The sequence below is a fragment of the Kribbella sp. NPDC026611 genome, from assembly GCF_040638345.1.
Lineage (GTDB): Bacteria > Actinomycetota > Actinomycetes > Propionibacteriales > Kribbellaceae > Kribbella.
The window spans coordinates 83,521-103,336 of record NZ_JBEZYC010000010.1 but is presented as its reverse complement, the minus strand read 5'-3'; the positions used below and the strand labels follow the sequence as shown (position 1 = coordinate 103,336).

22 protein-coding genes and 1 pseudogene are annotated in these 19,816 nt (G+C 66.9%); 14 read left to right on the top strand and 9 right to left on the bottom strand.

Features of this window, described 5'->3' with window-relative positions:
- The 7 genes from AB0E69_RS33720 to AB0E69_RS33690 all read left to right on the top strand — a co-directional run bounded on the left by AB0E69_RS33720 (window position 1) and on the right by AB0E69_RS33690 (window position 8,429).
- Window positions 1-1,077: a LacI family DNA-binding transcriptional regulator gene (locus tag AB0E69_RS33720; RefSeq protein ID WP_360155615.1), complete on the top strand. Its 1,077-nt coding sequence runs from the start codon at window positions 1-3 to the stop codon at window positions 1,075-1,077.
- Window positions 1,078-1,236: 159 nt separating this feature from the next.
- Window positions 1,237-2,607, top strand: a complete 1,371-nt coding sequence (locus tag AB0E69_RS33715; RefSeq protein ID WP_360155611.1) for an extracellular solute-binding protein — start codon at window positions 1,237-1,239, stop codon at window positions 2,605-2,607.
- Window positions 2,608-2,610: 3 nt separating this feature from the next.
- On the top strand, window positions 2,611-3,579 hold the full coding sequence (locus tag AB0E69_RS33710) for a sugar ABC transporter permease (RefSeq protein WP_360155608.1): 969 nt from the start codon (window positions 2,611-2,613) through the stop codon (window positions 3,577-3,579).
- On the top strand, window positions 3,579-4,409 hold the full coding sequence (locus AB0E69_RS33705; RefSeq protein WP_360155605.1) for a carbohydrate ABC transporter permease: 831 nt from the start codon (window positions 3,579-3,581) through the stop codon (window positions 4,407-4,409). Before AB0E69_RS33710 ends, AB0E69_RS33705 begins: the two co-directional genes overlap by 1 nt.
- A gap of 2 nt (window positions 4,410-4,411) precedes the next feature.
- Complete coding sequence (locus AB0E69_RS33700; RefSeq protein ID WP_360155602.1) at window positions 4,412-5,374, top strand: ROK family protein; 963 nt, start codon at window positions 4,412-4,414, stop codon at window positions 5,372-5,374.
- A complete protein-coding gene (locus AB0E69_RS33695; RefSeq protein WP_360155599.1) occupies window positions 5,371-5,967 on the top strand; it encodes an SIS domain-containing protein in 597 nt (198 codons plus the stop codon). Before AB0E69_RS33700 ends, AB0E69_RS33695 begins: the two co-directional genes overlap by 4 nt.
- Window positions 5,964-8,429, top strand: a complete 2,466-nt coding sequence (locus tag AB0E69_RS33690) for a glycoside hydrolase family 38 C-terminal domain-containing protein (protein ID WP_360155596.1) — start codon at window positions 5,964-5,966, stop codon at window positions 8,427-8,429. Before AB0E69_RS33695 ends, AB0E69_RS33690 begins: the two co-directional genes overlap by 4 nt.
- A 40-nt stretch (window positions 8,430-8,469) precedes the next feature.
- Here the strand turns inward: AB0E69_RS33690 and AB0E69_RS33685 are convergent, their stop codons facing one another.
- Window positions 8,470-9,171 (bottom strand): GAF and ANTAR domain-containing protein, encoded by a 702-nt coding sequence (locus tag AB0E69_RS33685; protein WP_360155593.1) that lies wholly within the window; start codon window positions 9,169-9,171, stop codon window positions 8,470-8,472.
- Entirely contained in the window at window positions 9,171-9,890 is a 720-nt protein-coding gene (locus tag AB0E69_RS33680; RefSeq protein ID WP_360155590.1) for an ANTAR domain-containing protein, read from the bottom strand. Before AB0E69_RS33680 ends, AB0E69_RS33685 begins: the two co-directional genes overlap by 1 nt.
- Window positions 9,891-10,086: 196 nt before the next feature.
- Between AB0E69_RS33680 and AB0E69_RS33675 the strand changes: the two genes are divergently transcribed.
- The gene (locus AB0E69_RS33675; protein ID WP_360155587.1) at window positions 10,087-11,541 is read left to right on the top strand and encodes an aminotransferase class I/II-fold pyridoxal phosphate-dependent enzyme; all 1,455 of its coding nucleotides are present in this window, start codon (window positions 10,087-10,089) and stop codon (window positions 11,539-11,541) included.
- Window positions 11,542-11,583: 42 nt separating this feature from the next.
- On the opposite strand, the gene AB0E69_RS33670 is transcribed toward AB0E69_RS33675, so the two are convergent.
- Genes AB0E69_RS33670 through AB0E69_RS33655 form a run of 4 tightly spaced genes read right to left on the bottom strand, consistent with a single transcriptional unit; the run spans window position 11,584 to window position 13,774 of the window.
- Window positions 11,584-12,234 (bottom strand): methyltransferase, encoded by a 651-nt coding sequence (locus AB0E69_RS33670; RefSeq protein WP_360155584.1) that lies wholly within the window; start codon window positions 12,232-12,234, stop codon window positions 11,584-11,586.
- Window positions 12,231-12,788 carry a hypothetical protein gene (locus AB0E69_RS33665; RefSeq protein WP_360155581.1) on the bottom strand — a complete coding sequence of 186 codons (558 nt, stop codon included), beginning with the start codon at window positions 12,786-12,788 and terminating at the stop codon, window positions 12,231-12,233. The genes AB0E69_RS33670 and AB0E69_RS33665 overlap by 4 nt, the downstream gene beginning before the upstream one ends.
- A 1-nt stretch (window position 12,789) precedes the next feature.
- Complete coding sequence (locus AB0E69_RS33660) at window positions 12,790-12,999, bottom strand: hypothetical protein (RefSeq protein WP_360155578.1); 210 nt, start codon at window positions 12,997-12,999, stop codon at window positions 12,790-12,792.
- A gap of 46 nt (window positions 13,000-13,045) precedes the next feature.
- On the bottom strand, window positions 13,046-13,774 hold the full coding sequence (locus AB0E69_RS33655; RefSeq protein ID WP_360156211.1) for an endonuclease/exonuclease/phosphatase family protein: 729 nt from the start codon (window positions 13,772-13,774) through the stop codon (window positions 13,046-13,048).
- A gap of 447 nt (window positions 13,775-14,221) precedes the next feature.
- Here AB0E69_RS33655 and AB0E69_RS33650 point away from each other — a divergent pair, with 447 nt between their 5' ends.
- A complete protein-coding gene (locus tag AB0E69_RS33650; protein WP_360155575.1) occupies window positions 14,222-14,473 on the top strand; it encodes a hypothetical protein in 252 nt (83 codons plus the stop codon).
- Window positions 14,474-14,579: 106 nt separating this feature from the next.
- Here the strand turns inward: AB0E69_RS33650 and AB0E69_RS33645 are convergent, their stop codons facing one another.
- Both AB0E69_RS33645 and AB0E69_RS33640 read right to left on the bottom strand, forming a co-directional pair.
- On the bottom strand, window positions 14,580-14,753 hold the full coding sequence (locus tag AB0E69_RS33645) for a hypothetical protein (protein WP_360155572.1): 174 nt from the start codon (window positions 14,751-14,753) through the stop codon (window positions 14,580-14,582).
- Window positions 14,754-15,892: 1,139 nt separating this feature from the next.
- A complete protein-coding gene (locus tag AB0E69_RS33640) occupies window positions 15,893-16,180 on the bottom strand; it encodes a DUF1345 domain-containing protein (protein WP_360155569.1) in 288 nt (95 codons plus the stop codon).
- 196 nt (window positions 16,181-16,376) lie between these two features.
- Here AB0E69_RS33640 and AB0E69_RS33635 point away from each other — a divergent pair, with 196 nt between their 5' ends.
- From AB0E69_RS33635 to AB0E69_RS33615, 5 genes and pseudogenes are all read left to right on the top strand, one after another.
- Entirely contained in the window at window positions 16,377-16,718 is a 342-nt protein-coding gene (locus AB0E69_RS33635) for a KR domain-containing protein (protein WP_360155566.1), read from the top strand.
- Between the two features lie 436 nt (window positions 16,719-17,154).
- Window positions 17,155-17,376, top strand: coding sequence for a hypothetical protein (locus AB0E69_RS33630; RefSeq protein ID WP_360156220.1), 222 nt, complete (start codon window positions 17,155-17,157; stop codon window positions 17,374-17,376).
- Between the two features lie 673 nt (window positions 17,377-18,049).
- Window positions 18,050-18,274: a hypothetical protein gene (locus AB0E69_RS33625; protein WP_360155563.1), complete on the top strand. Its 225-nt coding sequence runs from the start codon at window positions 18,050-18,052 to the stop codon at window positions 18,272-18,274.
- Window positions 18,275-18,340: 66 nt separating this feature from the next.
- Window positions 18,341-18,509, top strand: a pseudogene (locus AB0E69_RS33620) (ANTAR domain-containing protein); the annotation flags it as partial.
- Between the two features lie 27 nt (window positions 18,510-18,536).
- Window positions 18,537-19,169: a sigma-70 family RNA polymerase sigma factor gene (locus AB0E69_RS33615; protein WP_360156208.1), complete on the top strand. Its 633-nt coding sequence runs from the start codon at window positions 18,537-18,539 to the stop codon at window positions 19,167-19,169.
- A 226-nt stretch (window positions 19,170-19,395) separates the two neighbouring features.
- Here AB0E69_RS33615 and AB0E69_RS33610 read toward each other — a convergent pair whose 3' ends face one another.
- The gene (locus tag AB0E69_RS33610) at window positions 19,396-19,812 is read right to left on the bottom strand and encodes a CBS domain-containing protein (protein ID WP_360155560.1); all 417 of its coding nucleotides are present in this window, start codon (window positions 19,810-19,812) and stop codon (window positions 19,396-19,398) included.
- Window positions 19,813-19,816: the final 4 nt, after the last annotated feature.

Below are 19,816 nucleotides of genomic sequence, written 5' to 3'. Positions count from 1 at the left end.
ATGAGCCCCCGGGGACAGCAGGCGGCACGGGCCTCGACGCAGACACCGTCACCGACACCGCAACAGCCGGCGGTACGACGTCCTACGGTGCAGGATGTAGCGCGAGAAGCCGGGGTATCACCGTCGACCGTCTCCCGTGCCTTGCACACCCGCGGCTACGCGTCGCCCGCCGTACGGGCCCGCGTACAGGCCGCGGCCGAGCGGATCGGATACGTCACCGACCACAACGCCCGCAACCTGCGCAGCCGCACCTCGACGTCGATCGGTGTGCTCATCTCCGATCTTCGCAACCCGTTCTACGCCGATCTGGCGGCCGGTATCGAGGAGGAGCTGCGAGCGGCGCAGTACCAGATGGTGCTCGTCAACGACGACGGCGACCCGGCCGAGGAACTGCGTGCCGCCGAGACGCTGCTGGCGATGCGGGTGCCCGGGGTGATCGTCACGCCGGTGACGGCCAAGTGTCCGCAACTTCTGCAGGACAACGGCGTCCATGTGGTGTGCGCGGACCGCGAGCTCGGCCGGTCCAAGGGTGACGTGGTCCTCAGCGACAACAAGGCCGGCGCGCGCGAGCTGACCGGACATCTGCTCAACCTCGGCCACACCAGGATCGGGCTGCTCATCGACGAGACCAAGTGGTCGACCGGCGCCGGGCGACTGGCAGGGTTCCGCGCAGCACACTTGGACTACCTCGTGGACCTCGACGAGGACCTGATCGCGTACACCAGCTTCGACGCCGGCGCCGCCCAGGCGACAACCCGGAAGCTGCTGAACGACCACGAGGTCACTGCGATCATCTCCGCGAACAATGTGCTCGCGCACGGCGCGTTGGCCGAGCTGAAAGACCGCCGGGTCAAGATCCCTCGCCAGATCAGCCTGGCCGCGTACGACGACGTGCCATGGATGTCGCTGGTACAGCCGTCCCTGACGACCGTCGACCAGAGCACCGTCGAGATGGGGCGCAGCTGCGCCCGACTGCTGCTCGCCCGGATCCGCGGCGAGCTCCCGCCGCAGCGGCGTATCGTCCGGGTGCCCGCCAGGCTGATCGTCCGCGGGTCAACCGGTCCCGCACCGCGCTGACCTGTCGCCCGTCGTCCACAAGCTCCGCCGCGACACCTTGACGACTCCGCACGCCCGCACTTACGGTTCCTGCAATCGAATGTGGCATCGATGCCACATTCCAGGCGTCCGCCCACTGCCGAGGGGCGCTCGTCCCCTGCCGAGATGAGGAGCAACGCAATGAAGCACCTGCGCCTTCCGGTGATGCTGGCGGCCGGCTCGCTCGCGCTGACCGCCTGCGCCGGCGTCGGGAACAAGGACGCCGGCGGCGGGAACGCCGACTCCGGATCCGCCGGCTCGACCCCGACCGGGACCCTGAACATCATGGGTTTCAGCGGTGAGGACGAGGTGGCCCAGTCCCGGATCACCGCCTTCAAGGCCGCGTTCCCGGGCGTCACGGTGAAGAACAACAAGGGCGACTTCGACGCCCAGCAGTTCCTCACCGCGGTCTCCAGCGGGAACCCACCCGATGTCGTCTACATGCCCCGCAACCTGATCGGGACCTATGCCGCGAAGGGCGCAATCCAGCCCTTGGACGACTGCATCAAGAATAGTGGAATCGATACCACACAGTATCGCGACGCCGCCATGAACGAGGTCCGCCTGAAGGACAAGACCTACGGCATTCCGGAGTTCTACAACGTCGAGGTCAACCTGATCAGCGGCAAGTCGCTGGCCTCGGCCGGGGTGCCGGTGAGCGATATCCAGACCACCGACTGGGACAGGCTCGAGGCAACCGCCAAGAAGCTGTACGTCGCGAAGAACGGCCGGCCGGCCCGGATCGGCTACGACCCGAAGATGCCTGACTTCTTCCCGCTCTGGGCGATGGCCAACGGCGCCGAACTGGTCAAGTCCGGCGGCGCGCCGAACCTCAACGACCCCAAGGCCGTCGAGGCCCTGCAGTACACGATCAAGCTGATCAACGACCAGGGCGGCTGGTCGAACTTCAAGACCTTCCGCGACACCTTCGACATCTTCGGCGCGAAGAACCAGTTCACCAAGGACCAACTGGCCGCCTTCCCGATCGAGAACTGGTACGTCAACGTCCTGCTGGACGCCCGGGCGAACGGGTTGCAACTGCAGTCGACGCCGTTCACCGACCGGAAGGGGCAGCCGATCAGCATGATCGGCGGCTCGGCCTGGGTGGTGCCGAAGGGCTCGAAGAACGCCGAGGCCGCCTGTCAATGGGCGAAGACGGTGACGTCGGCGGACACCTGGATGAAGGCCGCCGAGGCGCGGATGCAGACCGTCGCCAAGGACAAGAGCTTCTTCACCGGCCTGTTCACAGGGAACAAGACGGCCGACGACCAGATCAAGGCGAAGTACCTGAAACCCACTGGTGACGCCGGGTTCGACGCAGCCATCAAAAACTACTACGACATCCTCGACAAAGCCAAGGCGCTGAACCCGTCTGCGGCCGGCGCCGAGATCGACGCGGCCTGGAAGAGCGCCGTCGCCAAGGCCCTGGCGGGGTCGGCCACCCCCCAGGCCGCCCTCGACCAGGCCCAGGCAGAAGCCAAGGCTGCCTTTGACAAGGCCAGCCAGGGCTGACATATGACGACCACTGTCGAGCGTGCGGTGGCGCCCGGGCGGGCCGAGCCCGAGCGCCGCCGACGGCCGAAGCGCAGTCCGCTGGCCAAGCGGGAGGACCGGGCCGGGTGGCTGTTCGTGCTGCCGTGGGTTCTCGGGTTCCTGATCTTCACCGCGGGCCCGATGATCGCCAGCCTGGTGCTGTCGTTCACCGACTACCAGATGATCCAGACGCCGCACGCGGTCGGCCTGGACAACTACCGTGAGCTGTTCGACGACCCGCGTGTGCTCAAGTCGCTCAGCAACACCTTCGTCTATGCCGCGATGTTCGTCCCGATCGGTACAGTCGTCGCACTGCTGCTGGCGCTGATGCTGCAACGGGTCGGCCGCGCGGGCGGCTTCTTCCGGACGGCGTTCTACCTGCCGGAGATGACGCCGGCCGTCGCCGCAGGCGCGATGTTCCTGTTGCTCCTGAACGGTCAGCAGGGCCTGATCAACAAGGTCCTCGGCTGGTTCGGTATCAACGGGCCGAACTGGACCGCCGATCCGCACTGGCTCAAACCGTCCCTCGCCATCGTCAGCCTATGGACCCTCGGCGGCACCGTGGTCATCTACCTGGCCGCGCTGAACGGCGTACCCCGGCAGCTCTACGAAGCCGCTGAGCTCGACGGGGCGGGAGCGGTCACGCGGTTCTTCCGGATCACGGTGCCGATGATCTCCGGCGCATTGTTCTTCACCGTGATCACCAACACGATCGCAGCCATGCAGATGTTCGACCAGGCATACACGATGTTCTACGGACCACAGCAGAAGGCGACGGCATCCGACGAGTCGCTGGTGTACATGGTCTACCTGTTCCAGAACGCCTTCCAGTTCTTCAAGATGGGCTTCGCCTCCGCCATGGCGTGGCTGTTGTTCGTGATCATCCTGCTGATCACTTTCATCCAGGTGCGCATCGGCAACCGGTACGTCTACTACCATGGGGAGCGCTGATGAGGATCCCTTGGCGGCGCCTGCCGTTCTTCGTCTTCCTGACGCTGGCAACGATCGCGTTCGTCTACCCATTGGTCTGGCTTGTCTCGGCGTCGCTGAAGCCACGGTCCCAGGTCTTCGACAACCGGCTCATCCCGGCAGTCTTCCAGCCGTCGAACTACGTCCAGGTGTGGGACGCCGCACCGGTGCTGCGCTGGCTGACGAACTCGCTCACCGTCGGCTTCATGGCGGCCGCGACGGTCACCCTGTCGAGCGCGGCGGTCGCCTTCGGCTTCGCCTACTTCCGCTTCCGCGGCCGGAACCTGCTCTTCGGCATCGTGCTGTCGACGATGATGCTGCCCGGCGCGGTGACGATGATCCCGGTCTACCTGATCTGGAACAAGCTGGGCATGATCGACACCCAGATCCCGCTCTGGGCACAGAACCTGTTCGGGTCTGCCTTCTACATCTTCCTGCTGCGGCAGTTCTTCCTCGGCATCCCCCGCGAGCTGTTCGAGGCCGCCCGGGTGGACGGCTGCGGCTACTTCGGCCTGTTCCGGAGGATCGCGTTCCCACTCTGCAAGCCGGCCCTGGTGATCGTGTTCGTCTTCGAGTTCAAGGCGAGCTGGTCCGACCTGATGAAACCACTGATCTACCTGCAAACCCCCGAGTACTTCACGATGCCGCGTGGCCTGAAGCAGATCATCGACGCCTTCGCCCTCTCGGGCCATTACGAGTGGGAGATCGCGATCGCCGCCAGCGTGATCGCAGTGGTGCCGATGATCATCCTGTTCGCCTTCGGCCAGCGCTACATCCTCGACGGCGTGGCCACGACCGCGCAGAAAGGCTGAGCGTGAGCTCGCATCCTCCCTGGCAGCCGGTGCTGGCCCTCGACGTCGGCGGGACCAAACTCGCCGCCGGCGTCGTCGGTCCAGACGGTGGCCTACGCTCCCTGCACCAGGTCGGAACTGTCGTCGGCGAAGGTCCGGCAGCGGTCGTCAAACGCCTGCTCGAGCTGGGCGAGCAAGCCCTGGCCGAGTCGTCCGACGGACCCGTGGTGGCCGTGGGCGTGGGGTGCGGTGGACCACTGGACCCTCGCAACGGCGTGATCCTCGGTCCGCCCGGTCTGCCGGGCTGGGACGAGGTCCCGCTCGGCCGGATGGTGGCGGACCGGTTCGGTCTACCGACGTACGTGGAGAACGACGCGACCGCGGCCGCCCTCGGTGAGTTCCAGTGGGGTGGCTGGGGTGTGCGCGACCTTGTCTACCTCACCGTCTCCACCGGCTTCGGAGGTGGAGTCGTTGCCAACGGCAAGCTGTTCCGAGGCGCTGCGGACCAGGGTGGCGAGCTCGGGCATGTCGTGGTCGACTGGCAGGGCCGGGTCTGCGGCTGCGGTGCCCGTGGCTGCGCGGAGGCCTACGTCTCGGGTACGTCGGTCGCGCGCCGCGCGACCGAAGCCGTCGCCGATCGCCTGGGCTCCAGCCTGGCGCACCTTCCGGTGATCACCGCGAAGGACGTCGCCGAGCACGCTCGCGCCGGTGACGACGTGGCTGGTGCGGTGTGGGACGAGACGACCGCGATGCTCGGCAGGATGGTCGCCGTACTGATCAACATCTGCGAGCCTGAGCTCGTCGTTCTCGGTGGCGGAGTGACGCGATCCGGGAACCAGCTGCTTGATCCGGTCCGCGAAGCCGCGCTGCGACAAGCGATGCCTCCAGCCGCCAACGCCTGTGATGTGGTGCTGAGCAGGCACGGCGACGCGGTCGGTGTGCTGGGCGCGGCGGCGATCGCCTACGAGCGTCTGGGGGCAGTGTGAGCGAGCTCTACCTCGACGGTCTGCTGGACGGTCAGCTCGACCGCCACGTCGAGGTGACCACGGCAATGCGGGAACAACTCCCCCAGGTGCGTGCCGTCGCCGACGAGTTGATCCGCCGCCTCGCCTCGGGCGGTGTGCTGTACACGTTCGGGAACGGTGGCTCCGCGGCCGACGCGCAGCACCTGGCCGGCGAGTTGATCGGCCGCTACCTGCGCGAGCGCCGGCCGCTGCCCGCGGTGGCGCTCGTCGGAGACGCGGCGGTGGTCAGCTGCATCGCCAACGACTACGCGTACGACGACGTGTTCGCGCGACAGGTGATCGCGCTCGCCCGTCCCAACGACATGGTCCTCGGCTTCAGCACCTCGGGCACATCGCCTACCGTGGTCAACGGCCTGGCGGCAGCTCGGACGAACGGCGCGTGCTCGGTCGCCTTCACCTCGGCGCGCGGCAAGGACCTCGCGGCGGCGGCCGACCTGGCGGTCGTCGTACCGGCCGAGGCGACGGCACGGGTGCAGGAGATGCACGTCCTTGCCCTGCACCTGATCAGCGAACTCGTCGACCGCTGGGCAGCCGAGTCCGGGGAGAGCACATGACACGTGGACCTTTGCACATGATCGGCAACGCACACATCGACGCGGTCTGGCTCTGGCAGTGGCAGGAGGGCTACCAGGAGGTCCGGGCCACGTTCCGCTCCGCCCTCGACCGCATGGACGAATACCCGGACTACGTGTTCACAGCGGACTCGGTCGCCTACTTCAGCTGGATCGCCGAGCACGATCCGGACCTGTTCGGGCGGATCCGCAAGCGCGTCGCCGAAGGCCGGTTCGAGATCGTCGGCGGCTGGTGGGTCGAGCCGGACTGCAACCTCCCGGCTGGTGAAGCGTTCGTCCGCCACGCGCTGTACTCGCAGCGCTGGCTGGCCGAGCACCTCGGCGTGATCGCGACCGTCGGATGCAACGTTGATCCGTTCGGTCACAACGCCACGCTGCCGCAGTTGCTCAGCAAGGCGCGGCTGGACTCCTACGCGTTCCTGCGGCCGCAGAGTCATGAACGGGAGCTGCCCGGTCAGAAGTTCTGGTGGGAGGCTGCCGACGGGTCGCGTGTGCTGGCGTACCGGATCCCGCACGAGTACTGCTCCCCCGGCGGCGAGATCTCCGGTCACGTCACCAAGGCACTCCAGCAGTTGCCGGTGACAACCGAACCGTTGATGGTGTGCTACGGCGTCGGCAACCACGGCGGCGGACCGACGATCGAGAACATCGAGTCGATCAAGCAGCTCGCCCGGCGGGATCTGTTCCCGGAGATGTTCCCCTCGACGATGCGCCGATTTTTCGACGAGGCCAGGACCTTCGACGCTATCCCGGTGCACACCACCGAGCTGCAGCCGCACGCCATCGGCTGCTACGCCGCGCACTCCGGCGTGAAGCGACAGAACCGGCTGGCCGAGCAGGCCCTGCTGGCGGCAGAGAAGTGGGCGACCGTCGCAGCCGTCGTCGGCGGCATGCCGGATGCCACCGCCGAGCTCGAGCACGCTTGGAAACAGGTGCTGTTCAACCAGTTCCACGACATCGCGGCCGGCACCGCGATCGAGCCGGCGTACGACGACGCCCGCGACCAGCTCGGCGAGGCGAAGTCGATCGCGGCCCGGCTCGCGAACCGTTCGATCCAGTCGATCGCCCGGCAGATCGACATCCCGGCCGAGTCCGCGATGGTCCCCGTCGCAGTGTTCAACCCACATCCATGGCCGGTCACCTCGACCGTCGAGCTCGAGCTCGGATACCCAGCGCCATTGCGGGGTGCAATTGCGCTGTCCGAAGGTTTGGACGGACCGCCGGTCGACGTCCAGGAGATCCGCTCGGCCGCGACTGCGAACGGGCGCCGACGGGTCGCCTTCAAGGCAACGGTCCCGTCGCTCGGCTACCAGCTCTACACGATGCGACCGGGAGACCGCTCGTACCATCCGGGCACACCGGCCGACGACGGCCTCGTGCTGGACAACGGTGTAGTGCGCGCCGAGGTCGACCGGACGACGGGCTGGCTGAAGTCCCTGGCGACGGCCGACGGACCGAACCTACTCGCCTCCGGCGCCGCTCATGCGCAGGTGATCGAGGACGACACCGACACCTGGAGCCACGGCGTCCGGTCACTCTGGAACACGATCGGATCCTTCGAGGTGACGCGGGTACGCCGGCTCACCGATGGGCCGGTCCGACAGCTCGTCCGGGTCGAATCGGCGTACGGCAACTCCAACCTGGTCGAGGAGTTCGTCCTCGACCAGGGCTCGGACGCTGTCGAGGTCCGGGTCACGATCGACTGGCGTGAGCGGCTGAGGACGCTCAAACTCTGCTTCCCGTTCGCGGTCAGGAAGGCGGAGGCGACCCACGAGATCCCGTACGGACACCTCATCCGCGAGCAGAACAGGGAAGAGGTGCCGTCGCACGCCTGGGTGGACATCTCCGGACCGGGCGGCGGCGTCGCCGTACTGAATGACGGCAAGTACTCGTTCGCGGTGGACGGCTCGACGGCTGGGAAGCCGGTGCTGGCGATGACGGCCGTGCGCTCTCCCGTGTATGCGTGGCACGATCCGCGACATCTGGACGACGACGGCGTGTACGAGTACCTGGATCAGGGCATCCAACGATTCAGGTACCGGCTGCAACCCCACGGCGGGGACTGGCGGGCGGCGGCCGTCGTACGGCGCGCAGCGGAGTTGAACCAGCCGGTGACCCCACTGATCGAGTGCTTCCACGACGGGCCGTTGCCGGCCGCGCAGTCGTATCTGTCGGTCAGCGGGCCGGGCGTCGACGACGTGATCATCTCGGTCCTGAAGCGCGGTGAGGACGACGACGGTGCTCTCGTCCTGCGCGGGTACGAGACCAGCGGCCGCGAGGCCGCTGTGAAGGTCGACCTACCGTTCCTGGGCCGGTCGTTCGAGACGGTCTTCCGACCCAACGAGGTGAAGACGCTGCGGCTCCCGTCATCGGCCGAAACCGCACCGTCCGAAGTCGACCTGATCGAATGGGACCCGACCAAACCGCCGCCGCTGCGGCGCTGACACAAACGCGACGGACAAGCTCACCCCGCGATCGGCTGTGTCAGGCCCGGCGTTGTGCTTCCTCGATGATCGCGGTCGCGGCCTCGGTCAGAGTGGAGCCGTTCTGGACGGCGCGCTGGACGAGGAGTTGGTAAGCGGTCGCCACGTCGACGCCCGAACGCTCGGCCAAGACGCCTTTGGCCTGCTCGACGACGGTGCGCCCGTCCAGCACGATGCGGACGCGCTCGTCGAGCTCGTTGCTGGTGACGACGACTGGCTGGACGATCACGACAGTAGCGATGTCGGCGAAGGCCTGCGTCAACTGCAGGCTCTCGTCGTCGGCCGTCTCCACGTTGGTGTGGAAGGCGTTCATGGCGCCGATGAGTCGGCCGTGCCAACGCAGTGGGACTGCGTGGACGGCCGAGAACCCGGCAGCGACGATCGCCTCACCGACCTTGCCCCAGCGCGCCGCTATGTCGTCCGTTAAGCGCACCGACTGCGGCGCCCCGTCGTGTGCCGCGTCGATACAAGGGCCGCTGTCGTGCTGGAGCTCGTACAGCTCCAGCTCGACGGCCTGATGTGAGGTCGCGCTGAGGATCTCCAGCCGGCCGTGGCCGTCCTTCACCAGCAGCCCGATCGCGCCCGCCTTGGTCAGTTCGGCGCAGTCACCCAGGAGACGAACCAGGATGTCGGCGACGTCATCTTGCTGAACGATGGCCGCGGCAGCGTCAATGAACGCCTGGGAAGCAGTGGTGGCAGTCATTAGCTCTCGCTTTCTGCGTCATGATCGGCGTCATCGGAGAATCGCAGCCGTCGGCCGGTGATTTGGTCGGCGACCTCGGCCAGAGTGACGCTGTGGGAGAAAGCATGCGCCCGCATCAGCGCCATGGCGTCGGTGGGACTGATCCCGAGCTGCATCAGCACCATCCCCGTGGCCTGGTGGATCTGCGCCCGGGTTGACCACGGCCCGGGGTCGAGATCGGACTCGACCGGTGGTGGCGGGTCCTTCATGAGCGCGGCGCCGATCGCGTCGGCCAGGAACTGCGCGTGGTCACCGTCCGGCAGGTCGCCGGCGTTTTGGTGAATGGTGAGTACACCGATCGCGTGTTCACCGGGACGCATCGGTACGGCGTACACGGTGCGGACACCAGGCACCTTGCGCGCGGCGTCGGTGAACAGCGGCCACCGCCCACGGTCGACCCGCAGATCGGTCGTCATGGCGGTCCCGGTCTTGTAAGCAGCGGGACCGGGGCCTTCGCCCAGGACGTCTTGGAGGTCTTCCAGACGGGCCGCCACATCGTCGGTGGCACACAGCGTCACCCGGCTCGGCTCGGTGTAGGACAAGGTGATCGCCGCTCCATCTCCACCCACGATCGCCAGGTAAGCACGGCACAGACGGGTCTCGAGCGCCTCATCCGGCCCGTACTCGGCGATCTGCCGTGCCAACCGCGCCAACAGCGTGGTCCGATCCACCTGATCCATCTATCTCATCCCCGAATGCCGCCGGTAGCCTCGACACACACCGGTCCAGGTACCCAAGCGCATCTTTCCACCCTCGCAGATTCCCACGCCGAATGCACCCGTGACCGGCAGACTCGCTGGTCGCTGCACCGCTGGAGCGAATCGCGAACCGCGTCGGTCCCGGAATGGCTCCGCCGGGCGCGGGTACCTGGCTGGCATGGATCACGACGAGAGCCCGGTTCTGGATGCGCTGGGGGAGTACCACGACCGCGGGTACGCCGATTTCGCGCCGCCTGGCCACAAGCAGGGGCTGGGCGCGGACGACGCCGTACGGCGGGTTCTCGGAGCCGAGGTATTCCGGTCCGACGTGCTCGCCACCGGCGGGCTGGACGACCGCAGGTCCAGCAAGCGGGTTCTGGAGCGTGCGCAGGAACTGATGGCGGATGCTGTCGGCGCCCAGCACGCGTTCTTCTCGACCTGCGGCAGTTCGCTGTCGGTGAAGAGCGCCATGATGGCTGTCGCGGCACCCGGCGAGACCATGCTCATCGGCCGCGACGCCCACAAATCCGTGATCGCCGGTCTGGCGTTGACAGGCATCCAACCGGTGTGGGTCCGGCCGCGGTGGGATCGCGAGTTACATCTGGCGCATCCGCCGAGCCCGGACGCGTACGACGAGGCCTTCGCGGCGCATCCCGAGGCAGTCGGCGCCTTGGTCACCAGTCCGTCGCCGTACGGGACCTGTAGCGATCTGAAGACAATCGCGGAGATCTGCCATCGGCATCACAAACCTCTGCTCGTGGACGAGGCATGGGGCGCACACCTACCGTTCCACGACGACCTGCCAACCTGGGCGATGGATGCCGACGCCGATGTCTGCGTAGTGTCCGTGCACAAGATGGGTGCGGGATTCGAGCAGGGCTCGGTCTTCCACCTGCAAGGCGATCTGATCGACCCGATCAGACTGAAACAGAGCGCGGACCTGCTGTCCACGACGAGCCCGAACGTCCTGCTCTACGCCGCGATGGACGGATGGCGCCGGCAGATGGTCCGCGACGGTCAGGACCTGCTCGGATCGGCGCTACGACTGGCTCGCGTCGCACGTGAGGCGATCGACGAACTGCCCGGGCTACGCGTCATCGAGAAACAGTTGGTGGCCAAGGAGGCATCACACGATCTCGACCGTCTGCAGATCATGATCGACACCCTCGACGCCGGCATCTCCGGGTACCAAGCATCGGATTGGTTGCGTGAGGAGCGAGCGGTCAACGTCGGCCTGTCGGACCATCGCCGGATACTTGCCCAGCTCACCTTCGCCGACGACAAGCACCGCGTCGACCGCTTGGTGTCGGCTCTCGGCGATCTGACCCGCACTTCACTGCCCGCACCGACCAGCGTCGTACTCCCGGAACCGCGGGATCTCGAACTCGAGCAGGTGATGCTCCCGCGAGCAGCCTTCTTCGCCACCCAAACGACCGTCCCGATCAAGGAGTCGATCGGCCGGATCGCGGCTGAGCAGGTCACGCCGTACCCGCCGGGCATCCCGGCGATCCTCCCCGGCGAACGCATCTCCGCCGGCGTTATCGACTACCTCCGCTCCGGCAAAGCAGCCACCATGGTCATCCCCGACGCCGCCGACCCGTCGCTCAAGACACTCCGCGTGGTCGCCGCTTAGGCACGGTCCCCACCCTGTGCGACGGCACCCACACGATGCCGATCAGCCGGAAGCCGGCGCGCTCGCCCGAATGATCACCACGTCCTCCTCCTCGACGCCGGCGGGAATCGTCCCGGCCACCTGCTGCGCTCGCATCAACGGTCCCAGCAGACCACGCTCGCAAGCCTGTACGCCGACGTTCACCAGCCCGGCGTACTGGAGCCGCTGAACGGTCGCGTCGATGCCGATGAGTGACGAGTGCACGACGAGCAGCGCTCCGCCTGGCCGCAGATGAGCGGCCGCCCCGTCGCAGAGCACATCGAGGACGATCCGGCCGTCGTGCCCAGCCTCCCAAGCCCGGCAGGCACCGAAGCGCGGCACGCCGGGACGCAGCGACGGCACGTACGGCGGGTTGCTCACGATCAGATCGAACCGCTCGGCCGCGACCGGGCCGAACGTCCGGCCTTGCAGCGTCCGGACGCGCACGCCGGCTCGAAGCGCATTCAGCCGGACCGTGAGCAACGCCCGCCGCGAGACGTCGATCGCCGTCGTATCGGCACCGCACTCGGCCGCCGTGAGGGCCAGCAGACCGCTCCCGGTGCAGATGTCGAGGGCACGGGAACCAGGCCGGAGATTCTCCGACCGGATCGCGTCGGCCAGCATCCACGAGTCCGAGATCGGCGCGAAGACACCAGGCAGGGTCATGATCCTCATGTCGTGAACACCTCCGCGAGCCACGGCACGACTCCGCGCGGACCGAGCCTTCGAAGTTGTTCCACGGGCGGGTCGGCGACCAACGTCCGCACGTCGTCCAAATCTCCCGGCGCGTAGGGCTCCGCGGCATCGATGAGGTCGTACACGCAGCGGCGGGTAGGACGAGATGCACCGGTGCGAAGGTCGAGCAGCTCACCCCGGACGCCGTCTCGAAGCGCAGCCCACCGGTTCTCCGCGATCCTCCACGTCGGCGCCGGCGGCAACAGCTCGCCGAGATAGTGCAGGTCGGCCAGCCGGGCGGCGAGTGCGTACCCCGATGCGAACGGCGCAACGCCTGCCAGAGCGGCCAGCTCCGGGAGGAGATCCCGCAGCGCGTGATAGACGCCCAACGTACAGTCGGGGTCGCCGAACGCGAGATGGACCTGCAACGAGGACACCAGTTGGCGGCCGATCACCTCGCCGTACCGAGTTGCCAAACCTGCAGCACGGTCGGTCACAGCGAGCGCGACAGGAACGTCGACCAGCGGATGCGCCGGCGTAGCGATCGGGACCACGTCAGGCCCGCAGTTCGTCGACGGCGCTCGCGACGTCCGCGTGCGCGAAGGTCGCGATCTCGACCTGACAGGCCGGCAATTCCTGCTTCACCCTCGGGTCACCGATCTCCGCCACCACACCGGCGGCCTCCGCAGGTAGCCAACTCTCCCGACGTACCAGGAGGAGTTCCTCCTCGAGGCCGATGGTCCCGGCGACCGTCTCGTCGAACACCGAACGCAGACATTGTGGTGTGACCGGCTCGGTCCGCATGGAAGCCTCAGCCGACCAGTACATCGGTGACGACCGCGTAGTGGTCCGACGGAGGACGGCCATGGTCCTCGTCAAATCCGACCAGCCGGGAGCCTCTGGAGGTCAGCCCGTCGTTGACCAGGACGTAGTCGATACGGTGGTCCTCGAGCCATTCGCCGTGTCCCAGGTGCAGGTTGCGCGAGCTGTACGTCGCACCGTCGTACCCGTTCGGCTGCCAGCAGTCCTCGAGTACTTCGAACAGCGGCTTGAGCTCGGCCCGGTCGGGTGGCGTGTTCAGATCACCAGCCACGACCACCTCGTCGCCGTCAGCTCTGAGTTCGGATACGAGTGCGGCCAGCGATCCAGCCTGCGCCAGTCGCTCGCGTTCGTGGTTCTCTTCCCAGTCCAGGCAGCTCGTGATGAAGTGCAGGCTGTGCGCGCCCAGCCGGATCTCCGCCCTGAGGGCGATGGTGTCGGCCGACAGACTGTGCCGCTCGATCTCGCGGAGCGGAAAGCGGCTCAGGATCCCCAGTCCGAGGTCTACGTCGGGGTCCGGGTCCCGCGGCATCCGGGACCGGGCGAAGACCGGCGTCATCCCCAGTTCGAACCCGAGCAGATCGGTCTGCAACTGGCCGTCTGTGCGCCAGGTTTCCTGCAGCGCAACGAAATCCGGTCGTTGCGCCCGCACCGTATCGGCGATCGCACGCTGACGGCGCAACCACTGGTCACCGAACCGTCCCCAGACGTTCCACGTCATGAACCTCACGACTGTCTCACCCTTTCGTCCTTAGGCCCGGGCCGGTACCCAGCACCTTCCTCAACCACGCCTCGGTTTGCGCAGGGGGCGCCGGACAGGAACGGGGCGTCACAGTGAGATGTGGTCCTCCAGCAATGTGGGATCGCACCACGGTCCGCGAGAACAGATCCATGATCGACCTGGACATCATGACCGTCCGCGACCTGATCACCGCTCTGGCCGAAGCCGAGAACGCGGCCTGACTCACACGTTCCACCACGAAGCCGCGCGCGGCCGACGATCAACTGCTGGCAGCCCTCGTCCATGGCTACCGCTGATGCCACGCCAACCTTGGCGCCGTACCCAGTTCGCCCTGCCGGAGATCCGTAGATCAACGGCACGATGGTTTCCAGCTCTTTGAGGCGGGGTACCGGCGTTGTCTGCACTTCGAGAGGTTGGAGGAGACCGATGTCGATCTGGGCACGGTTCAAGCGGTGGCGTCTGAGTCACAAGCTCAACGAACGCGACGCGCCCGCCGACCCCAGTACTGCCATGATGAGGTCGACGGGCGGCGACCCGGACGGCGGGACCCCCAGCACTACTGGCACCGGGACCAGCGACGAATTCGTCGGCCGGGTCGCCGGTGAAGACGATGCGGCGGGCGGGACGACGGGAGCCGAGCAGCGCGGCCACCCACCTAAGTATCAAGCCGACAGCTGACCTCGGCTGCTTTGCCGGCGGGGCCGGCTTTACCCTCCGGACTCTGCGTCAGTCGTCCCGCGCAGGAGGGCCGCGACAGGTGCGCCGACATTCCAAGCCCGGGTAGTCACAAGCCCGGGTAGTCATCAGCCATCAGCTCGAAGACTGACGCCGCCGCGGGGGGATCCAGCAGCAGCGTCTCGACTCGGCCGATGACGAAGGCCTTCGCCACGTCCCGGACGCCGGTCGCGACACCGAGGTCCTGGCCGAGCCGGTCCTGCAGGCGATGGATCAGTTCCATGCGCCGGGGACTCCATCAGGGCCTCCCGGACCGCCTGTTGTTGGGCTGGTCGCCACCGTCCTCGGCGCGATCACCACCGGAGTCGAGCCGGACCCTAGGACACTGTTGCCTTGTCCACCTGTTGATGGCCACTCGTCGAACAACACACCGTCCCACTGGCGCCCACCACCATTCGCGCCACGGGTCCGGGCGAGCGTGCTCCTGCACCGGACGCGGAACCGCGCCCCATATCTACCAACACGGTCGCGATCGGTCGTTCACTGTCGTACAACGGGCCAAGCCTGCTGACGTCCATAACGCCCGGGCACCCGACGGCCCGTCCCGAAAACGGTTCGCCCGTCGGCACGTCGGGCCCATGCGCCGCAGGCGTGTGGGCCCACTGTTGTGGCACGGCAGCTGCGTACTTCGGTTGCAGCATACCCGTCGTTGCTGATGGCAACAGCACGTGCCACGACCTGGTACGACCGCCTCGTGGCAGAGTCTGGCCTCGGCCTACTAGATGGGGGCGAAGTGAGGAGCAGCTTGGCGCCAAGGGCCTTGCTTTCGACCGTTCGCCCTCGTCGCGGCGAGGCACAATGGCTGCCTGGATCACACCAGCCGGGTGCCCATGTCGACGACGCGTCCCTGGGGCTTCCTAGGACGGCGTACGACGCCGATGATGCCGACAGCGCAGCGCAAGCTGACGCGTTTCGCAGCTCGTAGTAGAGGCGCATGCCGCCGACGGTCTCGATGCGGATCACCGTGCCACCCTGCTGATCCGCGACGCCGTCGCCGACCGGGCACGGCTGTCAGGAGCACCGCGCCGAAGTAGCGACTGGCCAGCTCGGTCTCCGCCGGTACACCACGCCGATGGTGCGCTCCAGTCACTCCTCCGCCGAGAACCGACGAAGCTCCGGTTCGACTTCTCTCCGCCGCAGCGGCAACAGGAAGCGATCGCGACCGACCCGGTGGGTTCATGCTTTGTAGCTGCGCGGTAATGCGGTTTCGTCAACGCACACGACCTAATCGACCGCCGGGCCGGAAAGCCGACCTGACCTGCGCGGTTCCCAGCGATCTCCTTACTACACACCTTCTCTGCTCGATGATCCTGCCGGCTCACCGGAATCCGTTCAGCCTGATCGAGCTGGTGTTCGGCTACATCATTTGCGGGTGGTTCCCAGGCCCGCCACCAGATTGACAGTCGTCGCGAGGATCACAGCACCGAAGAGATAGGAGAGGAGTGCGTGGCGTAACGCCATGTGTCTGATCTGCGATGTCTGCAAGTCGGTGCCAGAGACCTGAAAGTCATACCGATCGTGAAGGCGAGGTATGCGAAGTCGAGATAGCAAGGCGGAAGCCCTTTGCGCCTCCCAGATGACCGCGGCCGAGGAAGCCCGCAAGGCCAGAAGCCCGTCGATCAGATTGCCGACCCGCATGTCTTCGAACAATGGCCAGGCTCATGTACGCCAAGACGGCGAGTTGCACACGGAACTTCTGCCAGCCCGTCGTCACTGATATCCCTTCACCGGTGGCTTCTCCGGGCAGACAACTCTCCCCGCAGACTCAGGTACCCAACCAAACGATCAGCTATTGCCCAGGCGTTCCGATTCGCTGCCGCCCGGGGTGTTCTCGCAGTCTGCGGTTATGACCGAACCAGGAACCGTTCTAATCACCGGCCCGACCCCCAACCTGGGCCGTCACGCCGCGCTGGCCATGGCCGGCCGCCCGCAGGGGCAGCGACCCGACCTGCTGCTGGTCGACCGCGCCGGGCGCGACCTGACGGCGCTCGCCGACGAGGCGCGTGCCCTCGGGGCACGCGTCCACGAGATCGGCTGTGACCTCGCCAGCCTGACCGACGTCGGTGCCGCCGCGGCCGCCGTGCGCGGCTTGGCTTGGCGCGGCCGCTGGACAAGTTCAGTGAATAGACCCGTCCCACTTCAGCTCGTACTGCGAAGCTGGGCAGTCCCGCTCCCGCTTGATACGTGAATAGACGACCCCGGGGTGGGAACCGCCGCGCTCACCTCTCCGCCAGAGGCGTACCGAATGGTTCCTTCGAGCGACGCACCGGCACCGCGAGGACTCACACGGAGGTGTGCAGGCCGCCAGGACAGCCCGTGGTCCGGGTCCTGACCACGACCGACCACAAGCTGATCGGGCACATGTACCTGGTCGCCTCGTTCGCGTTCTTCCTCATCGCCGGCGTCATGGGGGCTGGTCGTCCGCGCCGAGCTGGCCTAGCCGGGCCTGCAGGATCGATCGAGCACGAGTTCGTCGCCCCGGTCTTCGGTACGTGGTGTCCACCGCACGGCCTGTCCGGCGATCCGGAGATACTCCTACCGCGACTTCAGCGAAGCCCGGGCAGCGCACTGGCTCCTGCTGATCGCCGCGGACCGGGTCGACGAGGTGAAGCACCGTCAGGTCGTTGGCCTCTCGCCGTCCCGACAACCCGATCACCGAGACGGGCATCCTGGCCGAGTTCAAGCACCACGGACTTCGTTCGCGGCGCGGCCAGAAGCGGGCCGATCTCGTGCATCAGCCGCTCGACCTGGTCATCGTCGGCTGGCCCTGGATCGCGAGCGGGATCGTGAGCCTGGGTCTGGCGCTGCGCCTCGGCCGTCGGCTCCGGCACTCGCAGCAGCGCTAGCAGCGAGTCACCGACAGGCGGCTTACGCCGTCCTGGACCGGGTACGCGCGCCGCCACCCAGCGGGTCACCTTGGAGCCGTTCACCAGAAGCGGTACGAGGCAACGACCCTGCGGGAGACCACCGACGAGCCGGGCGTCCAGAAGCTGCGCAGCATCCGCTTCCTGGCTGCCCACCCTCTGGTCGTCCGCCCTCTGGTCGCCCACCCGTTGAAGGGTGCTCCTGACGCCCATAACCGGGCGACCGCTGGATTGTTCGCCGTACGGCGACCTGAGCTGATCGGAGGCGAGGTCGGAGAGGTTCGAAAGGCGATCAGAGGGAACAGCGGGCTACAGGTGGGTCCGGCGCCCGCGGGTCCGAAATCCACCCAGGTTGTGTGCACTGAGCACACAGCGCCACAACCGCCGTGCCCGACCTTCGGCGGCCCACGCCAGGGTCAATTGCTTGACCCGAAGGCGCTCCGAGCCCGTCACTACCTCACCCGTGTTCCCTGCGCGGCCGAAACCCGCCCTGTCAGACTCCCAAGCTCAGCAGCCCCGCCAGGTCCCCAGGGTGCGTACGAACGCTGACCCGTTCGAGACGCACACATCCCGGCCCAGGGTGGTGATTGGGTCGTGCATTCGTTCGCAGGAAGCGGGTACAGGTGCGGCACGGCAGGATCCTGAGGAGGTAGTGATGCCTGAACGGTCGGCGAACGTCAAGAACGAGAAGCAGTACGAAGCCCTCAAGGACAAGGGCATGTCCAAGGAGCGTGCAGCCAAGATCGCCAACTCGCCGAAGTCGAGCGAGCACGGCGGCAAACAGAGCGGCAAAGGCGGCAACAGCAGCCAAGGCGGGACCACAGCCCAGAAGAAGAAGGCCGGACGCAAAGGCGGAAAGGCCGCCGCGAAGAACAGCTGACTCCTCTTCGACCCCGCAAACGCGGCCATCCGGACTGGGCAGTCAAGGTCACCGATCTCGGCGGCAGCGGTCGGTGCCCGGAAACTCGTCGGCCAGGCCATGGGGATCCTGATGGGAGCGGTACGACGTCGACGACCGCGCGTTCGCCATCCTCAGGCGGTAGTCCCAGGACACCAACACCAAACTTCGTGACGTCGCCCAAGCGCTGATCGACACCCGCAGGCTCCCCCACTGAATGCTGCCCTTCCACACCCTCCGGTAAATCTGGCTACACCGACGAAGCTGCGACGACAGGACGGCAACGCCGTCCCCCCTCGCACAAACAGTCGCAGCCCGATACGGCGGCCGCGGCATCGATCGTGACGACCTCGAGCAGATCGCCTACGAACACCTCATGAAAGCACTCAGAAACTACCTCCCGACGCACAACTCGGACTTCCGCTCATACGCCCTACCGACCATCCGAGGCGGCACCCAGCACTACCTCCAGATCAACCGCCTGCAAACCCAACTGGCAACCCAGCACAACCGCTGGCCGACCTACCACGAACTCGCCACGAACTCGACGTCCATGTCAGCGACTCGTCGAAGCCGACCAAGCCCACGGATGCTTCCAGCCCACTTCCCTCGACGCACCCCGCGGCACCGACGAAGCCCGAACCCAAGGACAGTTCCTAGCGACCGCTGCAACACCTACGAGCTCGTCGACCAGGTCTACTCGCTCCTGCCAGTTGTCAAACAGCTTCCAGCACGCGACCGGCACGTCCTCCACGGCCGTCTCGTCGACCACCGCACCCAAGCCGAGATCGGAGCCGAAATCGGCGTCACCCAAATGCAAGTCTCCCGCCTCCTCCACAACCTCATCACCCAACTCCAACTAGCGGTCTCAGCCTGACCACAGCGCTAGTGGTGCGCCAGATAGTCACCGCGATCTCAGCGGCAGGCCGGTGCGGGGAGCACTGGCATCGAGAAAGGCGGGGGCGAGATCGAGGCGGCTTTGTACCGCCCGACGAGATGCCTTCGGCGCTGTTGCTGGTGATTGGGATCGCCGGCCATGGATACGGCGGTTCTGCGGGTGCGTCCAGGTCCCCCGGACGCACCCGCAGTACCATCGGCGGCCCTCAAGTCGCCTGGGAGATCTCGCTTACCGTCTCGCCCGCCTTGCTCGGGGCGGCCTTTGCCACGTCGGCCTGCGCGAGCATCCCGACGAGCTTGTGACCATCGATCACCGGCAGCCGGCGGACCTGGTGTTCCTCCATCGTTCGCAGCGCTTCCTCGATGCTGTCGTCGGCTCCGATCGTCACCGGCTTGCCCGTACCGAACGCGCCGACCGTCGTTTTCCCCGGGTCACCGCCGTCGGCCACACACTTCACCACGATGTCGCGGTCGGTCAGCATGCCCTTCAACCGGTCGTCCTCGCCACAGATCGGCAGCGCTCCGACATCCAGGTCCCGCATCCTGCGCGCCGCCTCGACCAGCGTCTCGTTCTCTCCGGCACACTCCGCACCAGGCGTCATCAGTTCCCGTGCCGTCGTCATGTCA